24 protein-coding genes are annotated in these 24,595 nt (G+C 72.5%); 4 read left to right on the top strand and 20 right to left on the bottom strand.

Annotation, left to right across the window (positions count from 1 at the left end; translation table 11 throughout):
* Positions 1-43: 43 nt before the first annotated feature.
* From ASD16_RS06465 to ASD16_RS06450, 4 genes are all read right to left on the bottom strand, one after another.
* Positions 44-700, bottom strand: a complete 657-nt coding sequence (locus ASD16_RS06465; RefSeq protein ID WP_055914342.1) for a hypothetical protein — start codon at positions 698-700, stop codon at positions 44-46.
* 104 nt (positions 701-804) lie between these two features.
* Positions 805-1,878, bottom strand: a complete 1,074-nt coding sequence (locus tag ASD16_RS06460) for an Rv2578c family radical SAM protein (RefSeq protein ID WP_055914340.1) — start codon at positions 1,876-1,878, stop codon at positions 805-807.
* Positions 1,879-1,909: 31 nt separating this feature from the next.
* On the bottom strand, positions 1,910-3,286 hold the full coding sequence (gene hisS / locus ASD16_RS06455; RefSeq protein ID WP_055914337.1) for a histidine--tRNA ligase: 1,377 nt from the start codon (positions 3,284-3,286) through the stop codon (positions 1,910-1,912).
* Between the two features lie 31 nt (positions 3,287-3,317).
* Entirely contained in the window at positions 3,318-4,034 is a 717-nt protein-coding gene (locus ASD16_RS06450; protein WP_055914335.1) for an MBL fold metallo-hydrolase, read from the bottom strand.
* A 162-nt stretch (positions 4,035-4,196) separates the two neighbouring features.
* On the opposite strand from ASD16_RS06450, the gene ASD16_RS06445 reads away from it, so the two are divergent.
* From ASD16_RS06445 to ASD16_RS06435, 3 genes are all read left to right on the top strand, one after another.
* The gene (locus ASD16_RS06445; RefSeq protein ID WP_055914332.1) at positions 4,197-4,964 is read left to right on the top strand and encodes a peptidylprolyl isomerase; all 768 of its coding nucleotides are present in this window, start codon (positions 4,197-4,199) and stop codon (positions 4,962-4,964) included.
* Positions 4,961-6,979 carry a DUF349 domain-containing protein gene (locus ASD16_RS06440; RefSeq protein WP_235523132.1) on the top strand — a complete coding sequence of 673 codons (2,019 nt, stop codon included), beginning with the start codon at positions 4,961-4,963 and terminating at the stop codon, positions 6,977-6,979. Before ASD16_RS06445 ends, ASD16_RS06440 begins: the two co-directional genes overlap by 4 nt.
* A 109-nt stretch (positions 6,980-7,088) precedes the next feature.
* Complete coding sequence (locus ASD16_RS06435; RefSeq protein WP_055914329.1) at positions 7,089-7,649, top strand: hypothetical protein; 561 nt, start codon at positions 7,089-7,091, stop codon at positions 7,647-7,649.
* 4 nt (positions 7,650-7,653) lie between these two features.
* Here the strand turns inward: ASD16_RS06435 and ASD16_RS06430 are convergent, their stop codons facing one another.
* The 10 genes from ASD16_RS06430 to pdxT all read right to left on the bottom strand — a co-directional run bounded on the left by ASD16_RS06430 (position 7,654) and on the right by pdxT (position 18,220).
* On the bottom strand, positions 7,654-9,978 hold the full coding sequence (locus ASD16_RS06430; RefSeq protein ID WP_055914326.1) for a bifunctional (p)ppGpp synthetase/guanosine-3',5'-bis(diphosphate) 3'-pyrophosphohydrolase: 2,325 nt from the start codon (positions 9,976-9,978) through the stop codon (positions 7,654-7,656).
* 80 nt (positions 9,979-10,058) lie between these two features.
* Positions 10,059-10,637: an adenine phosphoribosyltransferase gene (locus ASD16_RS06425; protein WP_369817924.1), complete on the bottom strand. Its 579-nt coding sequence runs from the start codon at positions 10,635-10,637 to the stop codon at positions 10,059-10,061.
* Positions 10,634-11,725 (bottom strand): protein translocase subunit SecF, encoded by a 1,092-nt coding sequence (gene secF / locus ASD16_RS06420; RefSeq protein WP_055914321.1) that lies wholly within the window; start codon positions 11,723-11,725, stop codon positions 10,634-10,636. Before secF ends, ASD16_RS06425 begins: the two co-directional genes overlap by 4 nt.
* On the bottom strand, positions 11,725-13,578 hold the full coding sequence (gene secD, locus ASD16_RS06415; protein WP_235523131.1) for a protein translocase subunit SecD: 1,854 nt from the start codon (positions 13,576-13,578) through the stop codon (positions 11,725-11,727). Before secD ends, secF begins: the two co-directional genes overlap by 1 nt.
* 130 nt (positions 13,579-13,708) lie before the next feature.
* A complete protein-coding gene (gene yajC / locus ASD16_RS06410; RefSeq protein ID WP_082570622.1) occupies positions 13,709-14,146 on the bottom strand; it encodes a preprotein translocase subunit YajC in 438 nt (145 codons plus the stop codon).
* A gap of 103 nt (positions 14,147-14,249) precedes the next feature.
* Positions 14,250-15,308 (bottom strand): Holliday junction branch migration DNA helicase RuvB, encoded by a 1,059-nt coding sequence (ruvB, locus tag ASD16_RS06405; protein ID WP_055915819.1) that lies wholly within the window; start codon positions 15,306-15,308, stop codon positions 14,250-14,252.
* A complete protein-coding gene (gene ruvA, locus ASD16_RS06400) occupies positions 15,301-15,912 on the bottom strand; it encodes a Holliday junction branch migration protein RuvA (protein ID WP_055914315.1) in 612 nt (203 codons plus the stop codon). Before ruvA ends, ruvB begins: the two co-directional genes overlap by 8 nt.
* 79 nt (positions 15,913-15,991) lie before the next feature.
* Positions 15,992-16,558, bottom strand: coding sequence for a crossover junction endodeoxyribonuclease RuvC (gene ruvC / locus ASD16_RS06395; RefSeq protein WP_055914312.1), 567 nt, complete (start codon positions 16,556-16,558; stop codon positions 15,992-15,994).
* 249 nt (positions 16,559-16,807) lie between these two features.
* Entirely contained in the window at positions 16,808-17,563 is a 756-nt protein-coding gene (locus ASD16_RS06390) for a YebC/PmpR family DNA-binding transcriptional regulator (RefSeq protein WP_055914308.1), read from the bottom strand.
* A 57-nt stretch (positions 17,564-17,620) separates the two neighbouring features.
* Positions 17,621-18,220 carry a pyridoxal 5'-phosphate synthase glutaminase subunit PdxT gene (gene pdxT, locus ASD16_RS06385; RefSeq protein WP_055915818.1) on the bottom strand — a complete coding sequence of 200 codons (600 nt, stop codon included), beginning with the start codon at positions 18,218-18,220 and terminating at the stop codon, positions 17,621-17,623.
* A gap of 48 nt (positions 18,221-18,268) precedes the next feature.
* On the opposite strand from pdxT, the gene kynU reads away from it, so the two are divergent.
* A complete protein-coding gene (kynU, locus tag ASD16_RS06380; RefSeq protein ID WP_055914305.1) occupies positions 18,269-19,501 on the top strand; it encodes a kynureninase in 1,233 nt (410 codons plus the stop codon).
* Between the two features lies 1 nt (position 19,502).
* Here kynU and ASD16_RS06375 read toward each other — a convergent pair whose 3' ends face one another.
* From ASD16_RS06375 to pgsA, 6 genes are all read right to left on the bottom strand, one after another.
* Complete coding sequence (locus ASD16_RS06375) at positions 19,503-20,132, bottom strand: NUDIX hydrolase (RefSeq protein WP_055914302.1); 630 nt, start codon at positions 20,130-20,132, stop codon at positions 19,503-19,505.
* On the bottom strand, positions 20,129-21,052 hold the full coding sequence (gene pdxS / locus ASD16_RS06370; protein WP_055914299.1) for a pyridoxal 5'-phosphate synthase lyase subunit PdxS: 924 nt from the start codon (positions 21,050-21,052) through the stop codon (positions 20,129-20,131). The genes ASD16_RS06375 and pdxS overlap by 4 nt, the downstream gene beginning before the upstream one ends.
* Positions 21,053-21,148: 96 nt before the next feature.
* A complete protein-coding gene (locus tag ASD16_RS06365; RefSeq protein WP_055914296.1) occupies positions 21,149-21,805 on the bottom strand; it encodes a hypothetical protein in 657 nt (218 codons plus the stop codon).
* A complete protein-coding gene (locus ASD16_RS06360) occupies positions 21,802-23,028 on the bottom strand; it encodes a glycosyltransferase family 4 protein (RefSeq protein WP_055914292.1) in 1,227 nt (408 codons plus the stop codon). Before ASD16_RS06360 ends, ASD16_RS06365 begins: the two co-directional genes overlap by 4 nt.
* Positions 23,025-23,987, bottom strand: a complete 963-nt coding sequence (locus ASD16_RS06355) for a phosphatidylinositol mannoside acyltransferase (RefSeq protein WP_055914289.1) — start codon at positions 23,985-23,987, stop codon at positions 23,025-23,027. The genes ASD16_RS06360 and ASD16_RS06355 overlap by 4 nt, the downstream gene beginning before the upstream one ends.
* Positions 23,984-24,595 (bottom strand): phosphatidylinositol phosphate synthase, encoded by a 612-nt coding sequence (gene pgsA, locus ASD16_RS06350; RefSeq protein ID WP_055914286.1) that lies wholly within the window; start codon positions 24,593-24,595, stop codon positions 23,984-23,986. Before pgsA ends, ASD16_RS06355 begins: the two co-directional genes overlap by 4 nt.

Below are 24,595 nucleotides of genomic sequence, written 5' to 3'. Positions count from 1 at the left end.
TCGGGGTCGGGGGTGGGAGCGCCCAGCGGACGCCCGCACGATCTTAGTGCCCGGGCTGCGTGCGCCCCGCCGACATTTCGATGATCGTCCGCACGCGCGTGACCATCGGTGCCGCCGGTACCGACGAGAAGCCGAACCGCACAGCGGGCACCACCGGTGCGACGGCGCCGAGGTCGGCCGACCCCCACAGTGCCCGGACGGCGGTGATCGCGTGCTGGTCACCGGCGACGTACCACTCCCGCCTGCCCTGCCCTGCCGTGCCGCGTGTACGGACACCGTCGAGGAGCAGACGCGCGAACGGATCGGCGGCGGTGGCGACGAGCGTCGCGACCGCGTGCTGGCGCGGCACCGCCACCAGCAGCCGGCCCAGGCGCGTGCGCGAGCCGATGGACAGGTCCGCGGTCAGCGGGCCGGCGCGCAGACGCCAGCGACGTCGACCCTCGTCCGCCCGCAGCCCGACCGGCACCACGTGCACCGCGTCGAAGACGTAGGTCCCGGCCAGGAGGTCCGCGACGTCGTCGCGGGGAGCCAGCAGGACGCGCAGCCCGTCGGCACGCTCGACCATCACGTCGGAGAAGGAGCCGAGCGGGGACGTGCGCCACCGCCCCACGACGATGCGTGTGCCTTCGGTGGTGCCGAACCCGGCGATGTGACCGTCGAAGGCCAGTCGCTGGGGTGCGGTGCCGGTCGGGCTCGTCATTCGTCGTGTCCCTCGCGCCGGGCGTGCCCGCCGATGGCGGGACGGATCGCTGTTCAGGGGCAACGACACCACGCCGCCGCGCGTCCAGCACTCCGAGAGGAACCTCAGAAGAGGACCGGCTGTGCCGCCGCGACCGGCGGCTCGAGCACCGTCAACCCCGCGGGGGCCAGGCTCCCGGCCGGGTAGGTGCCCTCGCCGGGGGTCTCGTACCGCCCCGCGCGGTGCCCCGCCCGGTCGGCGAAGCCGTGCCGCACGAGGAGGGGTCGGACGCGCTCGTCGAGCCAGCGGACGTACTCGCGCGGCGCGTAGGCGCCCCGCCCGTACAGCTCCTCGTAACGAGGCACGAGCGCCGGCGCGTGCTCGCGCAGCCAGGTGAGGAACAACGGCTTCACCGGTCCGCGCAGGTGCAGAGGCAGCACCGTCACCCCGGTCGCGCCGGCGTCGGCGAGGTCGCGCAGCAGGGAGTCGAGGTGCGCACGGTCGTCGGTCAGCCAGGGCAGGACCGGAGCGACCATCACCCCGCACGGCAGCCCGGCCTCCCGGACCGCGCGAACGAGGTCGAGGCGTGCCCGCGGCGTCGGGGTGCCCGGCTCCACGGCCTGCTGCAGCGTCTCGTCCCGGATCGCCAGGGACACGCCGATCCCGACCGGAACCGCGCGGGCGATCTCGCCGAGGAGCGGGAGGTCACGACGCAGCAGCGTCCCCTTGGTCAGGATGGACAGCGGCGTGCCGCTGTGCGCGAGCGCCTCGATGATCCCGGGCATGAACCGGTACCGGCCCTCGACCCGTTGGTACGGGTCGGTGTTGGTGCCGAGCGCGACGTGCTCACGCGCCCACGTCGGCCGGGCGAGCTCGGCCCGCAGCACGTCGACGACGTTCGTCTTGACGACGATCTGCGTCTCGAAGTCCCGACCAGCGTCCATGTCCAGGTACTCGTGCGTCGGCCGGGCGAAGCAGTAACCACAAGCGTGGAGACAGCCCCGCGTCGGGTTCACCGTCCAGCGGAACGGCATGCGCGACGCTTCGGGCACCTTGTTCAGCGCGCTCTTGCAGGTGACCTCGTGGAAGGTGACGCCGGCGAACTCCGGGGTGCGCACGCTCCGCTGGAGACCGGCGAGCGTCAGACCCGGCAGCGCCGTCGCGTCGTCGGTCCCCAGCTTCTGCGCGTCCCATCGCATGTCCCCATGCGAACATGTGTTCGAATACGTGTCAAGCAGGCACGACGCGCGGCCAGAGGTCCGACGCGTCCGGGGTCCATGTCACCGCGTCCGCCTCGACCTGCTCGCCCGAGCGGATGTCCTTGACCTGGTCGCCCGCCTGCTCGTCCTCGCCCACGAACCACACGAACGGGATCCCCCGGCGGTCGGCGTGCCGGATCTGCTTGCCGAACCTCGCCGCGGACGGCGCGACCTCGACCGGGATCCCCCGCGCCCGCAGCGCGGCGGCGACCGCGTCGGAGCGGCCCCGGTCGTCCTCGTTGCTGACCGCGACGAGCACGGCGCTGGGCACCGACCGGGTGGTCGTGACCAGGCCGTTGCTGATGAGGCGGGACACCAGCCGGGAGACGCCGATGGACAGGCCGACCCCGGGGTACGTGTTGGCGCCGTCCGAGGCCAGCGTGTCGTAGCGACCGCCGGAGCAGATCGACCCGAGCTGCTCGTGCCCGACGAGGACCGTCTCGTAGACGGACCCCGTGTAGTAGTCGAGCCCCCGCGCGATCTTGAGGTCGGCGACGACGACGCCGGGCGCCCGCACCGCCGCCGCCCGGATGAGCGCTCCCAGCTCCTCGAGCCCCTCGTCGAGGAGCTCGTGCGCTGCTTCCTGCTCGGCTGCGAGCGTCCGGACACGGTCGATGACGGTCTCGTCGGACCCGCTGATCGCGGCGAGCGCGAGGCACGCACGGGCCTGGTCGTCGGAGGCGCCCGACTCGGCCACGAGGAGCTCGGCGACCGCGTCCGCGCCGATCTTGTCCAGCTTGTCGATGCTCCGCAGCACGGCGTCGACGTCGGTCAGCCCGAGCCCGCGGTAGAAGCCCTCGGCGACCTTCCTGTTGTTCACCAGGATGCGCACCGGAGGGACGCCGATGTCGCGCAGCGCACCGAGCGCCTCGGCCATGACCAGCGGGAGCTCGACCTCGTAGTGGTACGGCAGCGTGCCGGCCCCGACGACGTCGATGTCCGCCTGCACGAACTCGCGGAACCGCCCGTCCTGGGGTCGTTCGCCGCGCCACACCTTCTGGATCTGGTAGCGCCGGAACGGGAACGCGAGGTGCCCGGCGTTCTCGAGCACGTAGCGCGCGAACGGCACGGTGAGGTCGAAGTGCAGACCGAGGCCGCGCTCGGCCTCGCGGTGTCCACGGGTGGCTGCCTCGTCGGGATCCTCCTGCAGGCGCCGCAGCACGTAGACCTCCTTGGAGGTCTCGCCCTTGCGCAGGAGCTGGTCCAGCGGCTCCACGGCCCTCGTCTCGATCCCCACGAACCCGTGCAGCTCGAATGTGCGGCGCAGGACGTCGAGGACGTGCTGCTCGATGATGCGGCCATCGGGCAGCCACTCGGGGAATCCGGACAGGGGGGTCGGTCGCGCCATGGGGCCCGATCTTTCCAGACCGGCCGGGGTCTCAGAGACGCGCGAGGTACGGGTTGTGGACGAGCTCGGTCGCGATGTCGGTCGTCGGGCCGTGGCCGGGGACGACGACGGTCTCGGGCGGCAGGGTCGCGACGACCTCGCGGAGGGTCCGCTGCATCGTCGCGTCGTGACCGCCGGGCAGGTCCGTCCGCCCGACGGAACCTGCGAACAGCACGTCTCCCGTGAAGGCCAGCGCCCCGAGCAGGTACAGCGTCGACCCCTCCGTGTGCCCGGGCGCGTGCCGGGCGACGATGCGCAGGCTCCCGAGCTCGAGCAGCGTGTCGGCCGAGCGGACGTCGTCGACGGCTCCGAACGGCTCGACGCGCTGCGGTGCCGTGTAGGAGGCGGGGTCGACGCCCGTCGCGACCAGCGCCTGGGCGAGCGGTCCCGACGGGTCGTGCGTCGGACCGGCCGCCGAGCCGAGCAGGCCGAGCGTGCCGAACGGGTCCGCGAGCCGGTACACGTCGGCCGCGTGCAGGACGACGGGCACGTCGAGCGCGGCGGACAGCCGACCGGCGTCCCAGGTGTGGTCGACATGACCGTGCGTGGCCAGCACCGCCGCCGGGCGCAGGTCCCGCTCGGCGACGAGCGCCAGGACGTCGTCCATGACACCCGCCCCGGCGTCGACGACGACGCACGACCCGTCGTCGTCGACGAGGACCGAGCACCGGGCCCCGAAGACCGCGGACACCACCGTGACCACCTGCATGGGACGCACGGTAGCGCCCCGGCGTGTCCGGACTGTGATGTCGCACGGCGGTGCCGCTGGTGGCCCGTCGCCAAGGCTTGCCTAGACTGTCCCGGGTCCCCTACATGCAGTGCGGCTGGCGGACGACCGGTCGCACCGAACGACGACGCGAGGAGCGAGTGCGTGTCCACGAAGACCGAGCGTGAGTACGAGCGCCGCCGGTACGAGAAGTGGCAGGAGCGCCAGGCCAAGGCGCGCGCCCGCCGCCATCGCAACCGCGTCATCGCGGGCAGCCTCGTGGCCGCCCTCGTGCTCGCCACGGGTGTCGTCGCCGCGATCGCTCTCACCAACGACGACGAGCCCGCCGCGACACCCACGTCGTCCCCGACGGCTCCCGCCAACGCAGCCGAGGTCCCGGACCCGTCGCTCGCGCAGGGCCGCACGTGGACCGGTGACATCGCGCTGACGCAGGGCGACCTCGGCATCGAGCTCGACGGTGCTGCCGCCCCGCAGGCCGTCGCCAACTTCGTCACGCTCGCCGGAGACGGCTACTTCGACACCACGAAGTGCCACCGGCTGACGCAGGAGGGCATCTACGTCCTCCAGTGCGGCGACCCGACGGCCCTCGGCACCGCGGACCCGACCACGGGCGGCACCGGCGGCCCCGGCTACACGTGGGGCCCGATCGAGAACGCGCCGGCCGACAACGTGTACCCGGCCGGGACGATCGCCATGGCACGGACCGGGAACGACGGCAGCTCGATGGGCAGCCAGTTCTTCCTGGTGTACGAGGACTCGACTATTCCCGCAGACACTGCGGGTGGCTACACCGTGTTCGGCCACATCACGTCCGGTCTGGACGTGCTGCAGGCCATCGCCGACGCGGGCACCGTCGAAGGGACCGAGGTCCCGGTGTCCGACGTCATCATCGAGGGAGTGAACATCCAGTGACGCAGACCCCGACGTCCGGACCCGTGCCCGACGACTCCGTGCCGGCAGCAGACGCCGAGCAGCTCGAGGCACCCACCGTGCCCGACGAGGTCGACGCAGCGGCTGCCGGGACGGTCACGGAGGACGCTCCCCCGGTCGACACACCCGAGGAGAGCCCGGAGGCCGAGGCCGTGCCGGCCGCCGAGCCCGCCGACGACGCACCCGTCGATGCTCCGTCCGAGGAGGCCGAGACGGTCGACGTCGCGACCGACGAGAGCGACGCGGGGACTGCGAGCGACGGTGCCGCGGTCGACGAGAGCGCTGAGCCCGAGCAGGCAGCCGACGAGGCGACCAGCGAGCCCGAGGCGGCAGCGACGGACGTCGCCACCGAGCCCGAGGTGACGGACGCCGCCACCGAGCCCGAGGCGACGGCGACGGACGTTGCGACCGAGCCCGAGGCGACGGCGACGGAGGTTGCCACCGAGCCCGGGGCGGCGCCGACCGAGGCTGCCGGCGAGCCCGAGGCGGCGCCGACCGAGGCTGCCGGCGAGCCCGAGGCGGCGCCGACCGAGGCTGCCGGCGAGCCCGAGGCGGCGACGGCGGAAGCGGAGGCTGCCACCGAGGCCGAGCCGACCCCCGCGCCGGTGCCGACGCCGGCGACGGCCCGGCCCGTCCCGCGTCCGCGGCCGGTCCCGCACCCGCCGGCGCACCCCGCGCCGACGACGATCGACGCCGCCGCTCCGGCTGCACCGGTCGCACCCCCGCAGGACGCCGCAGAGGCTGCACACGCGGCGACGTTCGGCAGCGTCGACGACGAGGGCAACGTCTCCGTCCGCGAGGCCGCGGGCGAGCGCGTCGTCGGTCAGTACCCGGGCGCGACGACCGAGGAGGCGCTCGGCCTGTACGTGCGCCGCTTCCTCGACCTGCAGGCGAAGGTCACGCTGTTCGAGGCACGCCTCGCCGCGACGGACCTGTCGGTCAAGGAGATCGACCAGACCCTGGCCCGGCTCACCGACGAGGTCGCCGAGCCGGCCGCCGTCGGCGACCTCGACGGGCTCCGTGCACGTCTCGAGGCGCTGCGCACGACCGCCGCAGAGCGCCGGGCCGTCGCCGAGGCCGAGCGCGCCGCTGCGCGCGAGGCCGCGGTCCTGGCCCGGACCGAGATCGTCGAGCAGGCCGAGAAGATCGCCTCGACGGACCCGTCACGCATCCAGTGGCGTCCCGCGGGCGAGCAGCTGCGCCTCCTGCTGGACCAGTGGAAGGAGGCGCAGCGCTCCGGCCCGCGCCTCGACCGGCCGACGGAGGAGTCGCTCTGGAAGCGGTTCAGCCACGCGCGCACGACGTTCGACCGCGAGCGTCGCCACTTCTTCGCCGAGCTGGAGTCGCGCAACGCGTCGGCCAAGCAGGTCAAGGAGAACCTGGTGACCGAGGCCGAGCGGCTGCAGTCGAGCACCGACTGGGGCGCGACCGCAGGGGTGTTCCGCGACCTCATGGCGCAGTGGAAGGCCGCCGGGCGTGCCAGCCGGGCCGACGACGACGCGCTGTGGGCCCGCTTCCGTGCGGCGCAGGACGCGTTCTTCGCGGCTCGTGATGCCCAGTCGGCCGCGACCGACGAGGAGTTCCGCGCGAACCTCGAGGTCAAGGAGGCGCTGCTCGTCGAGGCGGAGGCGCTGCTGCCCGTGACCGACCTGGCCGCGGCGAAGTCGGCGCTGCACCGGATCCAGGACCGCTGGGAGGCCGCCGGCAAGGTCCCGCGCGCCGATGTCCAGCGCATCGAGGGCAGGCTGCGCGCCGTCGAGACCGCTGTCCGCGACACCGACCAGGCTCAGTGGAAGCGCACCAACCCCGAGACCCGAGCACGGGCCGAGGGGGCTGCCGCGCAGCTCGAGCAGGCGATCGCCGGGCTCGAGGCCGACCTCGACCGCGCCAAGGCCGCGGGCGACGCCCGCAAGATCGCCGACGCGCAGGCCGCGCTCGACGCCCGCCGTGCGTGGCTCGAGCAGGTCCAGCGCGCCGCTCAGGACGCCCGCGGCTGACAGCCGTCGTCCAGCGGACGAGGCCCTCGCCCTCCGGGCGGGGGCCTCGTCCGTCCACAGATCCCGACGGGCGCCCCCGGGGCACCCGTCCGACCGTCATGCTGCAGCGGTGAGCACCCGTCTCGACGAGTTCCGCACGACCCTCCCGGTCCTCCCCCGCACGGTGAGCCGGGACGACGTCGGCGCCGCCGCGTGGTTCGGGCTGCTGCGCGACGGGGTCGTCCGGGTCGTCTGGGGTGACGTCGCCATCGCAGCGGACCTTCCCGACACCCCGGAGCTGCGGGCGGGTGCGCTCGCCGCGCTGGTGCCCGCCCGGGGGGTCCTCGGGCGCCGGACCGCAGCGTGGGTGCACACAGGCCGGTACCCACCCGTGCGGGTCGAGGTGCTGGTCAGGACCGGCGGGCGACGGACCGACCCGCACCCTGCGCGCGTCGCGGCGGAGGCGACGCTGCCACCGTCGGACGTCGTGCGAGTCGGGACCCACCGGGCGACGTCGGTCCAGCGCACAGGAGTCGACATCGCACGGATGCTGCCTCCGGAGGAGGCCGTCCCGACGCTGCGGGCGTTGCAGGACGTCGGCTTCGAGCCCACCCGAGCACTGGACCACCTGGCCGGTCTCCGGGGGCACCGGGGTGTCCGCCAGGCGTACGCCACGCTCGGGGACTTGTGACCCGTCAGGCGCGGATCGCCGGCTCCTCGGCCGCCTTCGCCCCGGTGATGCGGTAGACGTCGAACACACCCTCGACCTTGCGTACCGCGGCGAGCACGGACGCGAGGTGGGACGGCTCCGCCATCTCGAACACGAACCGCGACAGGGCGACCCGGTCACGCGACGTGGAGACCGACGCCGAGAGGATGTTCACGTGCGAGTCGGACAGCACCCGGGTGACGTCCGAGAGCAGCCGGCTGCGGTCGAGCGCCTCGACCTGGATCTGCACGAGGAACAGCGACGTGCTGTTGTGGCTCCAGGCGACGTCGACCATGCGCTCGGGCTCCGAGCGCAGGCTCGTCACGTTGATGCAGTCGCTGCGGTGCACGCTCACGCCGGCGCCGCGCGTCACGAAGCCCACGATGTCGTCGCCCGGGACCGGGGTGCAGCACTTGGCCAGCTTCACCCAGATGTCGTCGACACCCTTGACCACGACGCCGGGGTCACCGGTGCGGACCCGACGCTGCGTCTGGCCGGGGCGGGCGACCTCGGCGAGGTCCTCCTCGGCCGCCGGCTCCCCGCCCATCGACTGCACGAGGCGCTGCACGACCGTGCCGGCGGACACCTGGCCCTCGCCGATCGCCGCGTACAGCGCGGAGACGTCGGCGTAGCGCATCTCGTTGGCCAGGGCGACGAGGGACTCGTGCGACAGAAGGCGCTGGATGGGGAGGTTCTGCTTGCGCATCGCCTTGGCGATGGCGTCCTTGCCGTGCTCGATCGCCTCTTCGCGGCGCTCCTTGGAGAACCACTGACGGATCTTGTTGCGCGCCCGCGGGCTCTTGACGAAGCCCAGCCAGTCGCGCGACGGACCCGCCGTCTCGGACTTCGACGTGAACACGTCGACCACGTCGCCGTTCTCGAGCGACGAGTCCAGCGGTACCAGGCGGCCGTTGACGCGCGCACCCATCGTGCGGTGACCCACCTCGGTGTGGACCGCGTACGCGAAGTCGACGGGGGTCGAGCCGGACGGCAGACCGATCACGTCGCCCTTCGGCGTGAACACGTAGACCTCGGAGCCGGCGATCTCAAACCGCAGCGAGTCGAGGAACTCGCTCGGGTCCGCGGTCTCCTTCTGCCAGTCGACCAGCTGACGCAGCCACTGCATGTCGTTGCCGGCGGAGTCCTTGTCCGTCGTGCCCGCGTTCTTCGCGCTCTCCTTGTACTTCCAGTGCGCCGCCACCCCGTACTCGGCCCGGCGGTGCATGTCGTGCGTGCGGATCTGGATCTCGACCGGCTTGCCGCCAGGCCCGATCACCGTGGTGTGCAGCGACTGGTACAGGTTGAACTTGGGCATCGCGATGTAGTCCTTGAACCGCCCCGGCACGGGGTTCCAGCGCGCGTGCAGCGCACCGAGTGCCGCGTAGCAGTCCCGCACCGAGTCGACCAGGACCCGGACGCCGACCAGGTCGTAGATGTCGGCGAAGTCGCGGCCGCGCACGATCATCTTCTGGTAGATCGAGTAGTAGTGCTTCGGTCGGCCGGTCACCGTCGCCCGGATCTTGGCCTTGCCCAGGTCGGCGCCGACCTGCTCCCGAACCGTGGCCAGATACTCCTCACGAGCCGGCGCACGCTCGGCCACCAGGTGCACGATCTCGTCGTAGACCTTGGGGTAGAGGGTCGCGAACGACAGGTCCTCCAGCTCCCACTTGATCGTGTTCATGCCGAGCCGGTGGGCCAGCGGGGCGTAGATCTCGAGCGTCTCGCGCGCCTTCTTCTCCGCGGAGGCCGCGGCGACGAACTTCCAGGTCCGGGCGTTGTGCAGTCGGTCGGCCAGCTTGATGACGAGCACCCGGATGTCCCGGGACATCGCGACGACCATCTTGCGGACGGTCTCGGCCTGCGCCGCGTCTCCGTACGTGACCTTGTCCAGCTTGGTCACGCCGTCGACCAGCATCGCGATCTCCGGACCGAACTCGCGACGCAGCTGGTCGAGCGAGTAGTCCGTGTCCTCGACGGTGTCGTGCAGGAGCGCGGCGGCGAGCGTCGACGGCGTCATCCCCAGCTCGGCCAGGATCGTCGCGACGGCGACGGGGTGCGTGATGTACGGGTCGCCGCTCTTGCGCAGCTGACCGCGGTGCGCCTTCTCGGCCACCACGTACGCCTGCTCGACGACCGCGAGGTCGGCCTTCGGGTGGTTGGTGCGCGCAGCCTGCAGGACGGGCTCGATCGCCGGGAACGCAGCACCGCTCCGGGCGCCGAACCGGCCCAGGCGCGAGCGCATGCGGCTGGAGGGCGAGTCGTTCTGCGCCGGGGGGAGACCGGTCTCGGGCGTGCGGACGTCTTCGCTCATCACACCCCCTCCCACGGTCGAGGCGACAGTCTACGACCGAGTACGGGTCGACACGGTCACGAGCACGACGAGGAGGCTGGTCAGGGCACCGCGAGCAGGACGTCGATCGCGTGGTCCGGCAGAAGATCACGCCCACCCAGCGCCTCGAGCTCCACGAGGAACGAGAGTCCGATGACCTCGGCCCCGCACCGTTCGAGCAGCGCGACCGTGGCGGCAGCCGTGCCACCGGTCGCCAGCACGTCGTCGATCACGAGCACCCGGGACCCGGCAGGAACCGTCGCAGGGTGGATCTCGATGGTCGCCGTGCCGTACTCGAGCTCGTAGGACTGCGCCTCGGTGGGCCCGGGCAGCTTGCCGGCCTTGCGCACCGGCAGCACCCCCGCACCGAGCGCGACCGCCACGGGAGCGGCGAGCAGGAACCCGCGCGCCTCCATGCCCGCGACGAGGTCCACCGGACCGTCGACCCGGCCGGCGATCTCGGCGATGACGTCCGCGAACGCGGCGGCGTCCGCCAGCAGCGGCATGATGTCGCGGAACAGGATCCCCGGCTGGGGGTAGTCCGGCACCAGCCGGACCAGCTGATCGATGCGCTGCAGCAGCTCCGCACGCGCCGCGGGGGCACCCGTGGGCACCCCCGCCGCGCTGTCCGGACCTGTCACCGCTTGCGCTTCGGCTGCGCGGCGTTGCCCTGGTGGGCGCCCGGCTTGAGCGCACCGACCGGCACGCGCAGGTCCTCGGCCGAGACCGACACGTCCTCGCCGCTCGCCGCACGCGCGGCGCGGGCGTCCAGGACCTTCTTGGTGTGCTCGCGGATCGCGGGCTCCCGCTCCCGCAGCGCCACCTCGAACGGCGTCGCCAGGAAGACGGACGAGAAGGTGCCGATCAGCATGCCGACGAACAGCGCGAGCGCGATGTCCCGCAGCGTGCCGGCACCGAGGAGGAAGGCGCCGACGAAGAGGATCGCGCCGACCGGGAGCAGTGCGACCACCGAGGTGTTGATCGAGCGCACCAGCGTCTGGTTGACAGCGAGGTTCGCCTTCTCCCCGTACGTGTACCGCGACTGGAGCAGCGTGTCCGCGGTGTTCTCCCGCACCTTGTCGAAGACGACGACGGTGTCGTAGATGGAGTACCCGAGGATCGTCAGGAAGCCGATCACCGTCGCCGGAGTGACCTCCCACCCAATGGCGGCGTACACGCCGACCGTGATGATCAGGTCGTGGAACAGCGCGATCAGGGCCGCCGCGGCCATCCGCCAGTTACGGAAGTAGATCGTCATCACGATCGTGACGAAGAGCAGGAAGACCAGGATCCCGGTGATGGCCTTCTGCGAGAGGTCCTTGCCCCACGACGGCCCGATGAACGAGCTGGTGACGTTCTCCACCGGCACGTCGTACGCCTCGGCCAGCGCGTTCTTGACCTCGGTCACCTCGTCCTCGGTGAGCGTGGAGGTCTGGATGCGCAGCGAGTCGCCGCCGACGGTCGTGACCTTCGGCTGCTCGTCGGGCGAGATCTGGGTGACCGTGTCGATCGCGAGCTGCTGGCCGGTGTCGGAGACCCCGGACACGACGAACTCCGAACCGCCGCGGAACTCGATGCCGGGGTTGAGCCCAGGCTTGATCAGGAAGATCGCGGAGAGCACCACGAGCACCGTCGAGATGGTGAACCAGATCTTGCGTCGACCGACGATGTCGTACGACCGACGGCCGGTGTAGAGGTCGTTGCCCCACTGGGCGAATCCGGAGGCCATCAGTGCTCGTTCCCCTCGGTGCGCCCGGACTCGGGCTCGGACTCCTGGGCGGGTGCGTCGACCGGTGCGTCGGTGGTCGACGCGGCCTTCTGCTCGGCTGCACGTGCCGCGGCGCGGCGCTCGGCGATCGTCAGACCGCCGGTCCCGCCGCCGACGGCGACCGGGACGCGTGGCGTCGCCTCGGCGTCGACGGGTGCATCCTCGACGGCGCGACCCTCCGAGGTCTCGGAGCCGTGCACGACGCGGCCACGGCCCACGTACCGGGTCGACGAGGGTGCACCGAGCCGGCGCGGGTCCAGGCCGGAGAGGCGGTGACCCTGGCCGAAGAACTTCGTCCGCGCGACCAGCTGCATGACCGGGTGCGTGAACATGAAGACCACGAGCACGTCGATCAGGGTGGTCAGACCGAGCGTGAACGCGAAGCCGCGGACGCTGCCGACGGCGAGCACGTAGAGCACGACGGCGGCCAGGAAGTTGACCGCGTCGGACGCCAGGATGGTCCGGCGCGCCCGCTCCCAGCCACGGTCGACGGCCGCGACCAGCGTCCGACCCTCCCGCAGCTCGTCACGGATGCGCTCGAAGTACACGATGAACGAGTCGGCGGTGATACCGATGGCCACGATCAGACCGGCGACACCGGGTAGCGAGAGCCGGTAGCCCTGCGTCCACGACAGCAACGTGATGATGCTGTACGTCAGGAGCCCGGCAACCATCAGCGACGCGACCGTGACCAGACCCAGCGCGCGGTACTGCAGGAGGGAGTAGACCACGACCAGGCCGAGACCGATCAGGCCCGCGAGCAGGCCCATCTGCAGCTGCTCGGACCCGAGGGTCGCCGAGATCTGCTCCTTGCTCTCCGGCTTGAACGTGAGCGGGAGCGAGCCGAAGTTCAGCTGGTTGGCCAGGCTGGCCGCGGACTCACGCGTGAACGTGCCCGAGATCTCCGCCTTGCCGTCCGCGATGATCACGCCGGAGTCCAGGCTCGGGGCCGAGATCACGAGGCCGTCGAGCACCATCGCGAACTGGTTCAGCGGCGGTGACGCGGACAGACCCTGCAGTCGCGTGGTCACGTCGGTGAACTCGGTGGTGCCCTGGTTGTCGAACGCGATGTTGACGACCCACTTGTTGCCCTGACCGCCGCTGGGCAGCTGGTTCAGGCCCGAGGTGGCGCTGGAGATCCGCGCGCCCTCGATCTCGACCGGACCAAGGATGTACTTCGCGCTGCCGTCCTGGCCGCACGTGACGAAGGCCTTGTCCGGGTCCCCGTTGACGCCACCGGTGAGGTTGGTCGGGTCCGTGCAGTCCAGGGCGTCGAACTCTGCCTGGACCGCGGGAGTGATGTAGTAGGCAGTGTCGCTCGGGTTGTCGGGGGCGGCCTTGGTGGGCTCGTCCGACGGCTCCTCCGCGCCAGCGGTGGGCGTAGGGGTCGGGGCGGGCGCCGCCGGGTCCGTCGCCGCAGCCGAATCGGTGGGCTCCGGCGTCGGCGTCGTGTCCGTCGGCGTCGGGTTCCCGATGGCCAGCACCGGCCGGAACGCCATCTGCGCCGAGGTCTCGACCAGCGCGATGGTCTCCTCGCTGGGGTTGCCGGGGAGCGCCACGACGATCTTGCCGCCGCTCTGGCTCGTGATCTCTGCCTCGGCGACGCCCGAGGAGTCGACCCGCTGGCGGATGACATCGATCGCCTGCGCGATCGTCTCGGAGGAGATGTCCTCACCGTTGTCCGCGACCGGCGTCAGGATGATCTGCGTGCCGCCCTCGAGGTCGAGTGCGAGGTTCGGCGTCCAGGAGGCGGTGGACCACTTGGTCCCGGCCGCGATGGCACCGAGCAGCGCGAAGATGATGAGGCCGAGCACGACGAGCGTGCGGACAGGCCTCTGACGGCGTGTAGGAGGAGCCAACGGAGTTCTTCTCTCGTGCGCGCACCGGTCGCGCAGGCGACAGGTGGGGTCGAGGTCCGGGCGTCGTCACCCGGACCGAAACGGTCTACTTGGTGTCCGGCTCCCCGTCCTTGCGGGCGGGCGGGAGCGAGGACAGGTCGTCCGGGACGTCGATCACGTCGTCGTTCGCGCGGCTGATGCGGTCGGCATCGGTCACCGCTGCGTCCTGGGGATCGAGGTCGTCGAGCTCGTCCTCGAGGTCGGCGTCGTCCTCGACGTCGTCGATCTCCTCGACCGGCGGGTCGATCTTCTTGGCGATCGCGGCGCGGATCCAGCGCGTGTGGGCGCCAGGGCTCGACTCGAGCGTGATGACGTCGTCCTCGACGGCCACGACGGTACCCAGCAGACCCGACGCTGTCATGACCTCGTCACCGGGGACGAGGTTGTTCCGGAACTCCTGAGCCACGCGCTGCTGCTTGCGGGTACGGCTCGACATGAGCCAGAGAGCGCCCAGGGCGATGGCCAGGATGAGGAAGAGTTCCACAGCGGTACGGCTCCGATCGGGTGGTGTGTCCGCCGCAGTCTAGGCCCGGCGGCTCGCCGCTCCAACGCACGGACCCCGGTCTTGGTTCCGTGCGGTGGGCGGCTCAGCCGAACAGTGTGCCCGATCCGTGGGGAACGTCGAGCCCGAGGTGCGCCCAGGCGGCCGGGAGCGCGATGCGCCCGCGCGGCGTCCGCCCGATCAGACCCTCGCGCACGAGGAACGGTTCGGCGACCGTCTCGACGGTCTCAGGCTCCTCGCCGACCGCTACGGCCAGCGTCGTCAGGCCCACCGGTCCCCCGCCGAACCGCGTGCACAGCGCGGTGAGGACCGCTCGGTCGAGACGGTCCAGGCCGAGCTGGTCGACCTCGTAGACCTCGAGGGCGGACCGTGCCGCGACGAGGCTGAGGGTGCCGTCGCCACGCACCTCGGCCCAGTCCCGCACGCGTCTGAGCAGGCGGTTCGCGATGCGCGGCGTGCCCCGCGACCGCGACGCGAGCTCGGCCGCGGCCTCGTGCTCCAGCGGGACACCCAGCAGCCCGGCCGACCGCACGAGGACCCGCTCGAGCTCCTCGGCGGAGTAGAAGTCGAGGTGCGCGGTGAAGCCGAAGCGATCCCGTAGCGGTGCCGGGAGCAGGCCGGCGCGCGTGGTCGCCCCGACGACGGTGAACGGCGGCAGCGTCAGCGGGATCGCGCTCGCACCCGCTCCCCTGCCCACGATCACGTCGACGCGGAAGTCCTCCATCGCCATGTAGAGGAGCTCTTCAGCCGGGCGCGCCAGGCGGTGGATCTCGTCGAGGAAGAGGACCTCGCCCTCCTCGAGGGAGGACAGGACGGCCGCGAGATCGCCCGCATGCTGGATGGCGGGGCCGCTGGTGACCCGCAGAGGGGCACCCATCTCGGCCGCGATGATCATCGCGAGCGTCGTCTTGCCGAGCCCGGGCGGGCCCGAGAGCAGCACATGGTCCGGCGCCTTGCCCCGGCCGCGGGCGGCGTCGAGCACCAGCGAGAGCTGGTCGCGCACCACACGCTGCCCGACGAACTCCTCCAGCCTGCGCGGGCGCAACGCCGCCTCCGCCGCACGCTCCAGCTCGTCGGCTCCCGACTGGACCAGCGACTCGGCCGCGAAGCGCTCGGTCACCAGCTCCTCGCGGTCCTCAGCCACGCCCGCCACCCAGCGTCCGCAGGGCCGCGCGCAACACCCCGGCGACCTCGTCGGCGGCCACAGGCCCCTCGGTGCCCTCGAGGACCGTCGTCACGGCGTCACCGGCCGCGCGCGCGTTCCAGCCGAGCCCGACGAGCGCCTCGATGACCTGGTCGCGCCGGTCCCCGCCGAAGACCGCCGCCGCGGGTGTGGTCACGCTGGCGGGCGCACCGATCCGGTCCTTCAGCTCGAGCACGATGCGCTGCGCACCCTTGAGGCCGATGCCCGGGACGCGCTGCAGGGCCTTGAAGTCCTCGTCGAGCACCGCGCGGCGCAGGCCGTCCGGCGTGTGGACCGCGAGCATCGCGAGGGCCAGCCGCGGACCGACCCCGCTGACCGTCTGGACGGTCTCGAAGATCTCGCGCTCGTCGGCGTCCGCGAACCCGAAGAGCGTCAGCGCGTCCTCGCGGACCACGAGCGACGTGGCCAGCTGCGCTGACGAACCAACCCGCAGCCCCGCCAGGGTGGCCGGCGTCGCGTGCACGAGCAGGCCCACTCCCCCGACCTCCACCACGGCGGCGTCGAGCCGCACCGTCTGCACCGTGCCGTGGACCGACGCGATCACCGGTCACCCTCCCTACGGTCGAGAAATCTGCTGCGCACACTCTGGCACACCAGCCGAACAGGTGTACGAAGACACGCGGTCAGCCGCGGCGCCGGGCCGCCTGCTCGGCGGTGGCCCACGCACGCTGCGCTGCCGTCAGGGAACCGGGCGCGCGCTGCGGGGCGCCGAGCGCACCGGCGGGCCGCCAGAGGTGGCACACGGCGAGGGCGAGCGCGTCGGCGGCGTCGGCGGGCCGCGGGAGCTCGTCGAGCCGCAGCAGGCGCTGGACCATCGTCTGGACCTGGGCCTTGTCCGCCCGCCCGTTCCCGGTGACCGCCGCCTTGACCTCGCTGGGCGTGTGCAGCGCGACGGGGATCCGACGACGGGCGGCGGCCACCATCGCGATGCCGGCGACCTGCGCGGTCCCCATCACGGTGCGCAGGTTCTGCTGCGCGAACACCCGCTCGACCGCCACGGCGTCGGGGGCGTGCTCCTCGAGCCACTCCTCGATCTGCCGCTCGATCGACAGCAGGCGCTGGTCGACGTCCCACAGCGCGTCGGACGTGGCGACGCCGACCGCGACCATGGACAGCCGCCGCGACGGCAGGCCGTCGACGACGCCGAGACCGCACCTGGTCAGGCCGGGGTCGACTCCGAGGACGCGCACGCCGTCATGGTCGCAGCCGCGACGACGAAAGGCCCCGACCGGCGCGCGGTCGGGGCCCTTCGAGAAGGCTCAGTCGTCCGTGTTCGTGGTCGGACTGAGCCTGCGCTCCGCTACGGCCGAGTGACGCTCCGCGCCCCTCGACCTCCGCTGCGCTCCGGTTCAGTCCTCCGTGTTCGTGGTCGGACTGAGCCTGCGCTCCGCTACGGCCGAGTGACGCTCCGCGCCCCTCGACCTCCGCTGCGCTCCGGCTCAGTCCTCCTCGAGCTCCGCCATGACCTCGTCGGACGCGTCGAAGTTCGCGTACACGTTCTGCACGTCGTCGGAGTCCTCGAGGGCGTCGATGAGGCGCAGGATCTTGCGCGCGCCCTCGGCGTCAACCTCGATCTGCATGGCAGGCCAGAACACGACGTCCGCAGAGTCGTACTCGATGCCGGCCGCCTGCAGCGCGGTCCGCACGGGGACGAGGTCGGTCGCCTCGGAGAGGACCTCGAACGCCTCGCCGATGTCGTTGACCTCTTCGCCGCCGGCGTCCAGGACGGCCTCCATGACAGCGTCCTCGTCGGTGCCCTCCTTGGGCACGATGACGACGCCCTTGCGGGAGAACAGGTAGGAGACCGAGCCCGGGTCGGCCATCTGGCCGCCGTTGCGCGTGAACGCGACGCGGACGTCGGACGCCGCACGGTTCCGGTTGTCCGTCAGGCACTCGACCAGCACCGCGATACCGCCGTGGCCGTAGCCCTCGTACATGATCGTCGAGTAGTCGGCGCCACCGGCCTCCTGGCCGGACCCGCGCTTGACCGCGCGGTTGATGTTGTCGATGGGGACCGAGTTCTTCTTGGCCTTCTGGACCGCGTCGAAGAGCGTCGGGTTGCCCGCGAGGTCACCGCCGCCCGTGCGGGCCGCGACCTCGATGTTCTTGATGAGCTTGGCGAAGAGCTTGCTCCGCTTCGCGTCGACCACGGCCTTCTTGTGCTTGGTGGTGGCCCACTTGGAGTGACCCGACATCGCTTCGCTACCCCTTCGTCTCCCGCGCGCACCTGCGGCCGGCTCCGACGCCGGTCCTCACAGGGTGTCGCGGACGATCTCTACGAACAATTGGTGCACCCGGGTGTCTCCGGTGACCTCCGGGTGGAAGGAGGTCACGAGCAACGGCCCCTGGCGCACCGCCACGATCCTACCGGCGGCGGGACCCGACTCCACCCGGGCCAGCACGGTCGCGGCCGGACCGACCTCCTCGACCCACGGCGCGCGGATGAACACCGCGTGCACAGACCCGTCGATTCCCGCGACGTCGAGGTCGGTCTCGAACGACTCGACCTGCCGTCCGAACGCGTTGCGACGCACCGTGACGTCGACCCCGCCCAGCGTCTGCTGGCCCTCGATCCCGCCGAGCACCCGGTCGGCGAGGAGGATCATGCCCGCGCACGACCCGTACGCCGGCATGCCGGCGCGCAGCCGCTCCTGGAGCGGCCCGAACAGCTCGAATGCGCGCAGCAGCTTGTCGATGGTCGTCGACTCCCCGCCGGGGATCACGAGGGCGTCGACCGCGTCGAGCTCGCGCTGCCGCCGGACCGGCACGGCGTGCGCTCCCACGGACTCGAGGGCGTGCACGTGCTCGCGCACGTCACCCTGCAGGGCGAGGACTCCGACGGTCACGGTCACGACGGGCGAGTCTAGGCGTGCGCCGGTCACGCCGTACGCTCCCGCGTTGTGACCTTCGACCACCTCGACGCCCGCGCGGCCGACCTCGACGCCGCGCACGCCGCGACCGACCTGCGGGAGCGGTTCCTGCTGCCGCCCGGGGTCGTCTACCTCGACGGCAACTCCCTCGGTGCGCTCCCCCGGGCCGTGCCGGCAGCGGTCCGGGAAGCGGTCGAGCAGCAGTGGGGGCGGGACCTGATCGCGTCGTGGAACACGCACGGGTGGTGGGACGCGCCGGTGCGCGTGGGCGACGCGATCGGCCGGCTGATCGGCGCGGCGCCCGGTCAGGTGGTGGTCGGCGACTCGACGAGCGTGCGTCTGCACCAGTCGCTGCACGCCGCGGCGGCCCTGCGCCCCGGGCGGTCCGTGGTGCTCACCGAACCCGGGTCGTTCCCCACGGACCGGTACGTCGTCGCCGGGGTCGCGGACCAGGTCGGGTGGCACGTCGAGCACACACGTCCTGCCGAGATCGTCGGCCGGCTCGGCCCCGACGTCGCGGTGGTCGTCCTGTCCCACGTCGACTACCGCACCGGCGAGTTGCTCGACCTGCCCGGCATCACGGCGGCCGCCCACGACGCCGGCGCCGTGGTCCTCTGGGACCTGTGCCACTCGGCGGGCGCCGTGCCCGTCGGGCTCGACGAGCACCACGTCGACCTCGCCGTCGGGTGCGGCTACAAGTACCTCAACGGCGGTCCCGGCGCGCCTGCGTACGGGTACGTCGCCGCACGGCACCAGGACGCGTTCGTCAACGTCGTGCCCGGCTGGCACGGGCACGCGCAGCCGTTCGCGATGGCCGACGAGTACGCCGGCGCTCCGGGCATCTCGCGTGCGCGCATCGGGACGCCCCCGATGCTGTCCCTGCTCGCCCTCGAGGCGGCGCTGCAGGCGTTCGACGGGATCGACATCCACGACGTCCGCGCGCGCTCGCTGAGCCTGACGCGGTTCCTGCGGGACGCGATCGCGGACGTCCTGCCCGACGCCGTGTTCGCCTCACCCGAGTCCGACAGGCTCCGCGGTTCGCAGGTCGCGCTACGGCACCCGGACGCCTACGGGATCGTGCAGGCGCTCGTCGCGCGCGGGGTCGTCGGGGACTTCCGCTCGCCCGACGTGGTCCGCCTCGGTGTCGCCGCGCCCTACCTGACCCACGCGGACCTGGTCACGGCCGTGCGGGCGCTGCGGGACGTCCTGGACGCCGGCGAGCACCGCGACCCGGCCTGGGCGCGGCGGAACGCCGTCACCTGACCTACTCGCGCGCCAGGCCGAGGTGCCGCGTCTCGCCGTCCCACTCCGGCAGCAGGCCGCGGACGAGGTCGACGAGGCGGTCGGGGAACACCTCGATGTCCACGCGGTCGAGGTCGTCCAGCGACCACCAGCGCAGCTCGTCGATGACGTCGTGCTCGAGCTCGGTCCAGCCGCCGCGGTCGAGCGCGCCGAACGAGGCTGCGGGTACCCGCGCGAGGTAGAGGGTCTCGTCCTGCCGGCAGTGCTCCGCGAAGAAGTCGAAGATCGCCGACCGCGTGAACACCGGGCCCACCAGGTCAGCGGCGACGAGGGCGATCCCGGTCTCCTCGCGGACCTCGCGCACGGCCGCCGACATCGCGTCCTCGCCGTCGTCGATCCCGCCGCCGACCGTGAACCACCAGCTGCGGTCGGGCTGGTCCACGTCGTGCCCGCGGATGAGCAGCACACGGTCGTCCTCGTCGAGCAGGATCACGCGCGCCGCCTCCCGGAAGAGCAGGCCGTCGGTTCCCCTCCTCCACTCCGGGCCCAGACCGTGCACCGGTCCGCCGCCGTGGGCGCTGGACCGTGGAGGGACGGCAGAGGCCGCGGACGACTCGTCCGCGGCCTCCGGCGTGGTGGGGTGCTGCGTCACCAGCCGCGCTCAGCGAGACGGTGGGGCTCCGGGACGTCCTCGACGTTGATGCCGACCATCGCCTCGCCCAGACCGCGGGAGACCTTGGCGATGACGTCCGGGTCGTCGTAGAACGTGGTCGCCTTGACGATCGCGGCGGCACGCTCGGCCGGGTTGCCGGACTTGAAGATGCCGGAGCCGACGAACACGCCCTCGGCGCCGAGCTGCATCATCATCGCGGCGTCGGACGGGGTCGCGATCCCGCCCGCGGTGAACAGGACGACGGGGAGCTTGCCCGCCAGCGCGACCTCCTTGACCAGGTCGTACGGCGCCTGCAGCTCCTTGGCGGCGACGAACAGCTCGTCCTCGGGCAGCGACGTCAGGCGGCGGATCTGGTCGCGCAGGGTGCGCATGTGCGTCGTCGCGTTGGAGACGTCACCCGTGCCGGCCTCGCCCTTGGAGCGGATCATTGCCGCGCCCTCGGTGATGCGGCGCAGGGCCTCGCCCAGGTTGGTGGCACCGCAGACGAAGGGGACCGTGAAGGCCCACTTGTCGATGTGGTGCGCGTAGTCGGCCGGCGTCAGCACCTCGGACTCGTCGACGTAGTCGACACCGAGCGACTGGAGCACCTGGGCCTCGACGAAGTGGCCGATGCGGGCCTTCGCCATGACGGGGATGGAGACGGCCTCGATGATGCCGTCGATCAGGTCGGGGTCGCTCATGCGCGCCACGCCACCCTGCGCGCGGATGTCCGCGGGGACCCGCTCGAGGGCCATCACGGCGACCGCTCCGGCGTCCTCGGCGATCTTCGCCTGCTCGGCGTTGACGACGTCCATGATGACGCCGCCCTTGAGCATCTCGGCCATCCCCCGCTTCACGCGGGCGGTGCCGATGACGCCGGCGTGCGTCGCGGTGGTGGGCTGGCTGTTCTCGCTGGTCACGTCGAGCCTCGCAGATCCTCGTGCGGTGTGGGACGGCCGCCTCGACGGCCGGATCGGTCAATCGTAGTCCGTCGCACCCGGCGTCCCGGACCCGTCTCAGCCGGGCGGGACGCTCTCCACGGGGCCTCGCCGGGTGCCGGGGCGCCCGAGGTTCTCGGGCCACGCGTCGTCCAGCTCGAGGCTGCGCGGCTCCGGGGCGTGCCCGGCGAGCCGCAGCAGGCGCACCAGCCGGCCACGTCGCGCGCGTGACGTCTGGGCGACCGCCTCGTTGTGGAAACGGCGCGCCAGCTGCACGCGGTACCAGGACGACGCGAGCAGCTCCACGAGCTCGTCGCCCGCCGGGTCCGCGCGCAGGGCGGCGACCTCGTCGGCATCGTCCAGCGCCTCGCGCAGGGTCGCCGACAGCTCGCTCTCGATGCCCCCACGGTCGACCTGGAGCAGGGCCGCCCCGCCGACGGGGAGGTCGTCCGGGCCGACGAGCGCGAGCAGGTCGGCGGGCAGCTCGCTCGCCCCCGTCGACAGCGCGGCCCAGGCCGCCTCGCCGACGAGAACCGAGCTCACCGGGTCCAGGAGGCCGGAGGTCGCCAGCTCGGCGGCCACGGTGGCGCGGCGCACGAGCTGGGCGTCGAGGACCGCGCGCGAGGTGCCGACCTTGCGGTGCAACCGGTCGAGCCGCGACGCGGCGACCCAGAGCCACCAGAGCGCCAGCGCCAGCACGATCGTCACGTAGACGGTGATCTCCGACCATCTCATCGGGACTCACCCCGTCCCCGGCGCAGCTCGAGCAGCCGCGCTCCGCGTACCGACGACGGGTCCTCGCCGACCGGGGTGTCCCGGCCCGCGACGACCATCTCGTAGACGGCGAGCACCTGGTCGGTCACGGTCGCCCAGTCGTACTGCCGCACGACCTCGAGCGCGTGCTCCGAGACGCGCGCCCGCAGGTCCGGGTCGCGCAGGACGCGGACCAGCGTCGAGGCCAGGTCGGCGCTGTCGCCGGTCCGGAACAGGACCCCGGCGGCGCCGTCGTCCAGCACGCGGGAGAACGCGCCGAGGTCGCTGGCCACGACCGTCGCACCGGCACTCATCGCCTCGACGAGCACGATGCCGAAGCTCTCGCCGCCGGTCTGCGGCCCGCAGTACACGTCGACCGACGCCAGCAGGTTCGCCTTGTCCTCGTCGGAGATCCCGCCGAGGAACTCGACGGCGTCCGCCGCCTCGTCGCCGAGCAGCTCGCGGACCTCGTCCGGCCCGGTCTCGCCACGTCCGGCGACGAGGAACCTGGCGCCGGGGATCTCGGCGAGCACGCGCGGCACCGCCTCGAGCAGGACCGGCAGCCCCTTGCGCGCCTCGTCGAGCCGCCCGAGGAACGCGATGGTCGGGCGCTCGGGCGTCCCCGTCCAGCGCGGGTCGGAGGTGGCCGCGGTGAACGCGTCCACGTAGACACCGTTGGGGATCACGACGGCGTCGCCACCCATGTGCTCCACCAGGGTGCGGCGGGCGTCCTCCGAGACGGCGATCCGCGCGGAGATCTTCTCCAGCGACTGCCGCACGAGCGGATAGGCCATCTGCAGGGGGCGGGACCGGATGAGCGCCGTGTGGAACGTCGCCACGATCGGGCCGTCGGCGATCCACAGCGCCAGCATGCCGAGGCTCGGGGTGACGGGCTCGTGCAGGTGCAGCACGTCGAACTCCCCCGCGGCGAGCCACTTGCGCACGCGCGCCGCGGTCACGGGTCCGAACGTCATGCGGGCCACCGCGCCGTTGTAGCGCACGGGGATCGCGCGCCCGGCCGCGGTCATGTAGTCCGGGATCGGGGTGTCGTCGTCGGCGGGCGCCAGGACGGACACGGTGTGCCCGCGCGCGATCAGCGCCTCCGCCAGGTCACGCACGTGGAACTGGACACCGCCGGGCACGTCGTAGGAGTAGGGGCACACGATGCCGACCCGGAGCGTGCGCTCCGCGCGGCGCGGACTCATCCGACGCTCCCCTGGGCGGCGAGCGTGGCGGCGTAGCGCTCCGGGTCCAGGTCCTCGACGAAGACCTTCTGCAGCATGTGCCAGTCCTGCGGCCGCTGCCGGACCCCGGCCGCGAACTCGTCGACCCACGCCTGGGTCATCGCGCGCACCCGGTCGGCACGCGGCACGTCGACCGGCATCTCGATGGCCTTGTTGAACTGGATGACGATGCCCCACGGCGAGCCCGCCGCCCGGCGCTGGGCGCCCCGGAGCCGCTCGTAGTAGATGACGGTGGTCACCAGCGGGGCGCCCGTCGTGATCGCCAGCGCCGCCGGCCCGGCCGCCACCCGTGCCCGGTGCCCGAACAGGTCGACCTCGAGCCCCTTGGACGTGAGGTCGCGGTCGGCGAGCAGCGGCAGGATCCTCGCGCCGTCGCGGGCGGCCCGCACGAGCCCGCGGAAGACGTCACCACCACCGGTCAGCGCCAGGATCGTGATGCCGATGCTCGCCCGGAACGTGACGAACTCCTGGAACAGCTCCTCCGGCTTGAGTCGCTCCGCGACCGTCGTGACGGGGGCGATCTCCCGCGAGCACCACGCACCCGCGAGGTCCCAGTTCCCCGTGTGCCCGACCGCGAGGACGATGGCCCGGTCGTTGTCCGTGTGCTCCCGCACGTTCTCGATACCGACCACGCGGACCCGCGCGTCGACGCGCTCCTGGGTCATGGTCGCCAGGGCGAACGCCTCGCCGAAGTACCGCATGTACGAGCGCATGCCCAGGCGACCGAGCCGCCGCAGCTCGCGGGCGTCGAGCTCGGGCCGGACGCGCGACAGGTTCTTCTCGAGCTGCCGCACCCCGCCCGTGCGACGCGCCCACGCGAGGTCCGCCGCGGCATCGCACAGCGTCCGGAGCACGGGTCCGGGCAGCTTGCCGGCAACCTTCCACGCGAACGCGTAGGCGCGGGCGACGTCGACCTTCATCCCGTCACCTGCGCCGCCTGGCGGTACACCTTGCTCATCCGCTGCACGATCGTCACGGCCGACGCGAGCGCGAGCAGCGCGAGCACGACGGTGAGCACGAGCGTCGGCGCGCCGACGCCCACCGCGAACGTGGCCACGAGCACGAGCGCGAGGCGGTCCGCCCGCTCGGCGATGCCTCCCGACGCGGTCATGCCCAGCCCTTCGGCGCGAGCTCGTGCGTAGGGCACGATCGAGCCGAGCACGAGGCAGGCGAGCGCGAGGACGGCGGCGAGCCGGTCGTCGCCGCCCGCGGTGAACCAGAGCACGAGCCCCGCGAAGATGGCGCCGTCGCCGAACCGGTCGAGCGTCGAGTCGAGGAACGCACCCCACGGCCCGGAGCGCCCGGCCTGCCGGGCCATCACGCCGTCGAGGGAGTCGGTGAGCACGAAGACGGCGATGACCAGCGTGCCGAGCAGCAGGTTGCCGGTGGGGAACGCCCAGAGCGCGGTGACGACCACGACCAGCGTCCCGCCGATCGTCACGGCGTCCGGGGAGATGCCCAGGCGCAGCAACGTCCTGGCGATGGGGGTGAAGAAGCGCGTCATCGCACCGCGCAGTCCGTTCAGCAC

This window comes from Cellulomonas sp. Root485 (assembly GCF_001426705.1).
GTDB lineage: Bacteria > Actinomycetota > Actinomycetes > Actinomycetales > Cellulomonadaceae > Cellulomonas.
Note: the sequence above shows the minus strand (reverse complement) of the source record. Positions and strands in the feature narration are given on the sequence as shown.

Excerpts from the sequence above, each read along its gene's own strand:
- ASD16_RS06465 (WP_055914342.1), bottom strand. The coding sequence starts at position 700 with ATGACGAGCCCGACCGGCACCGCACCCCAGCGACTGGCCTTCGACGGT.
- ASD16_RS06460 (WP_055914340.1), bottom strand. The coding sequence starts at position 1,878 with ATGCGATGGGACGCGCAGAAGCTGGGGACCGACGACGCGACGGCGCTG.
- hisS (WP_055914337.1), bottom strand. The coding sequence starts at position 3,286 with ATGGCGCGACCGACCCCCCTGTCCGGATTCCCCGAGTGGCTGCCCGAT.
- ASD16_RS06450 (WP_055914335.1), bottom strand. The coding sequence starts at position 4,034 with ATGCAGGTGGTCACGGTGGTGTCCGCGGTCTTCGGGGCCCGGTGCTCG.
- ASD16_RS06430 (WP_055914326.1), bottom strand. The coding sequence starts at position 9,978 with ATGAGCGAAGACGTCCGCACGCCCGAGACCGGTCTCCCCCCGGCGCAG.
- secF (WP_055914321.1), bottom strand. The coding sequence starts at position 11,725 with ATGGCCTCCGGATTCGCCCAGTGGGGCAACGACCTCTACACCGGCCGT.
- ASD16_RS06390 (WP_055914308.1), bottom strand. The coding sequence starts at position 17,563 with ATGTCGGGTCACTCCAAGTGGGCCACCACCAAGCACAAGAAGGCCGTG.
- ASD16_RS06365 (WP_055914296.1), bottom strand. The coding sequence starts at position 21,805 with ATGAGATGGTCGGAGATCACCGTCTACGTGACGATCGTGCTGGCGCTG.
- ASD16_RS06360 (WP_055914292.1), bottom strand. The coding sequence starts at position 23,028 with ATGAGTCCGCGCCGCGCGGAGCGCACGCTCCGGGTCGGCATCGTGTGC.
- ASD16_RS06355 (WP_055914289.1), bottom strand. The coding sequence starts at position 23,987 with ATGAAGGTCGACGTCGCCCGCGCCTACGCGTTCGCGTGGAAGGTTGCC.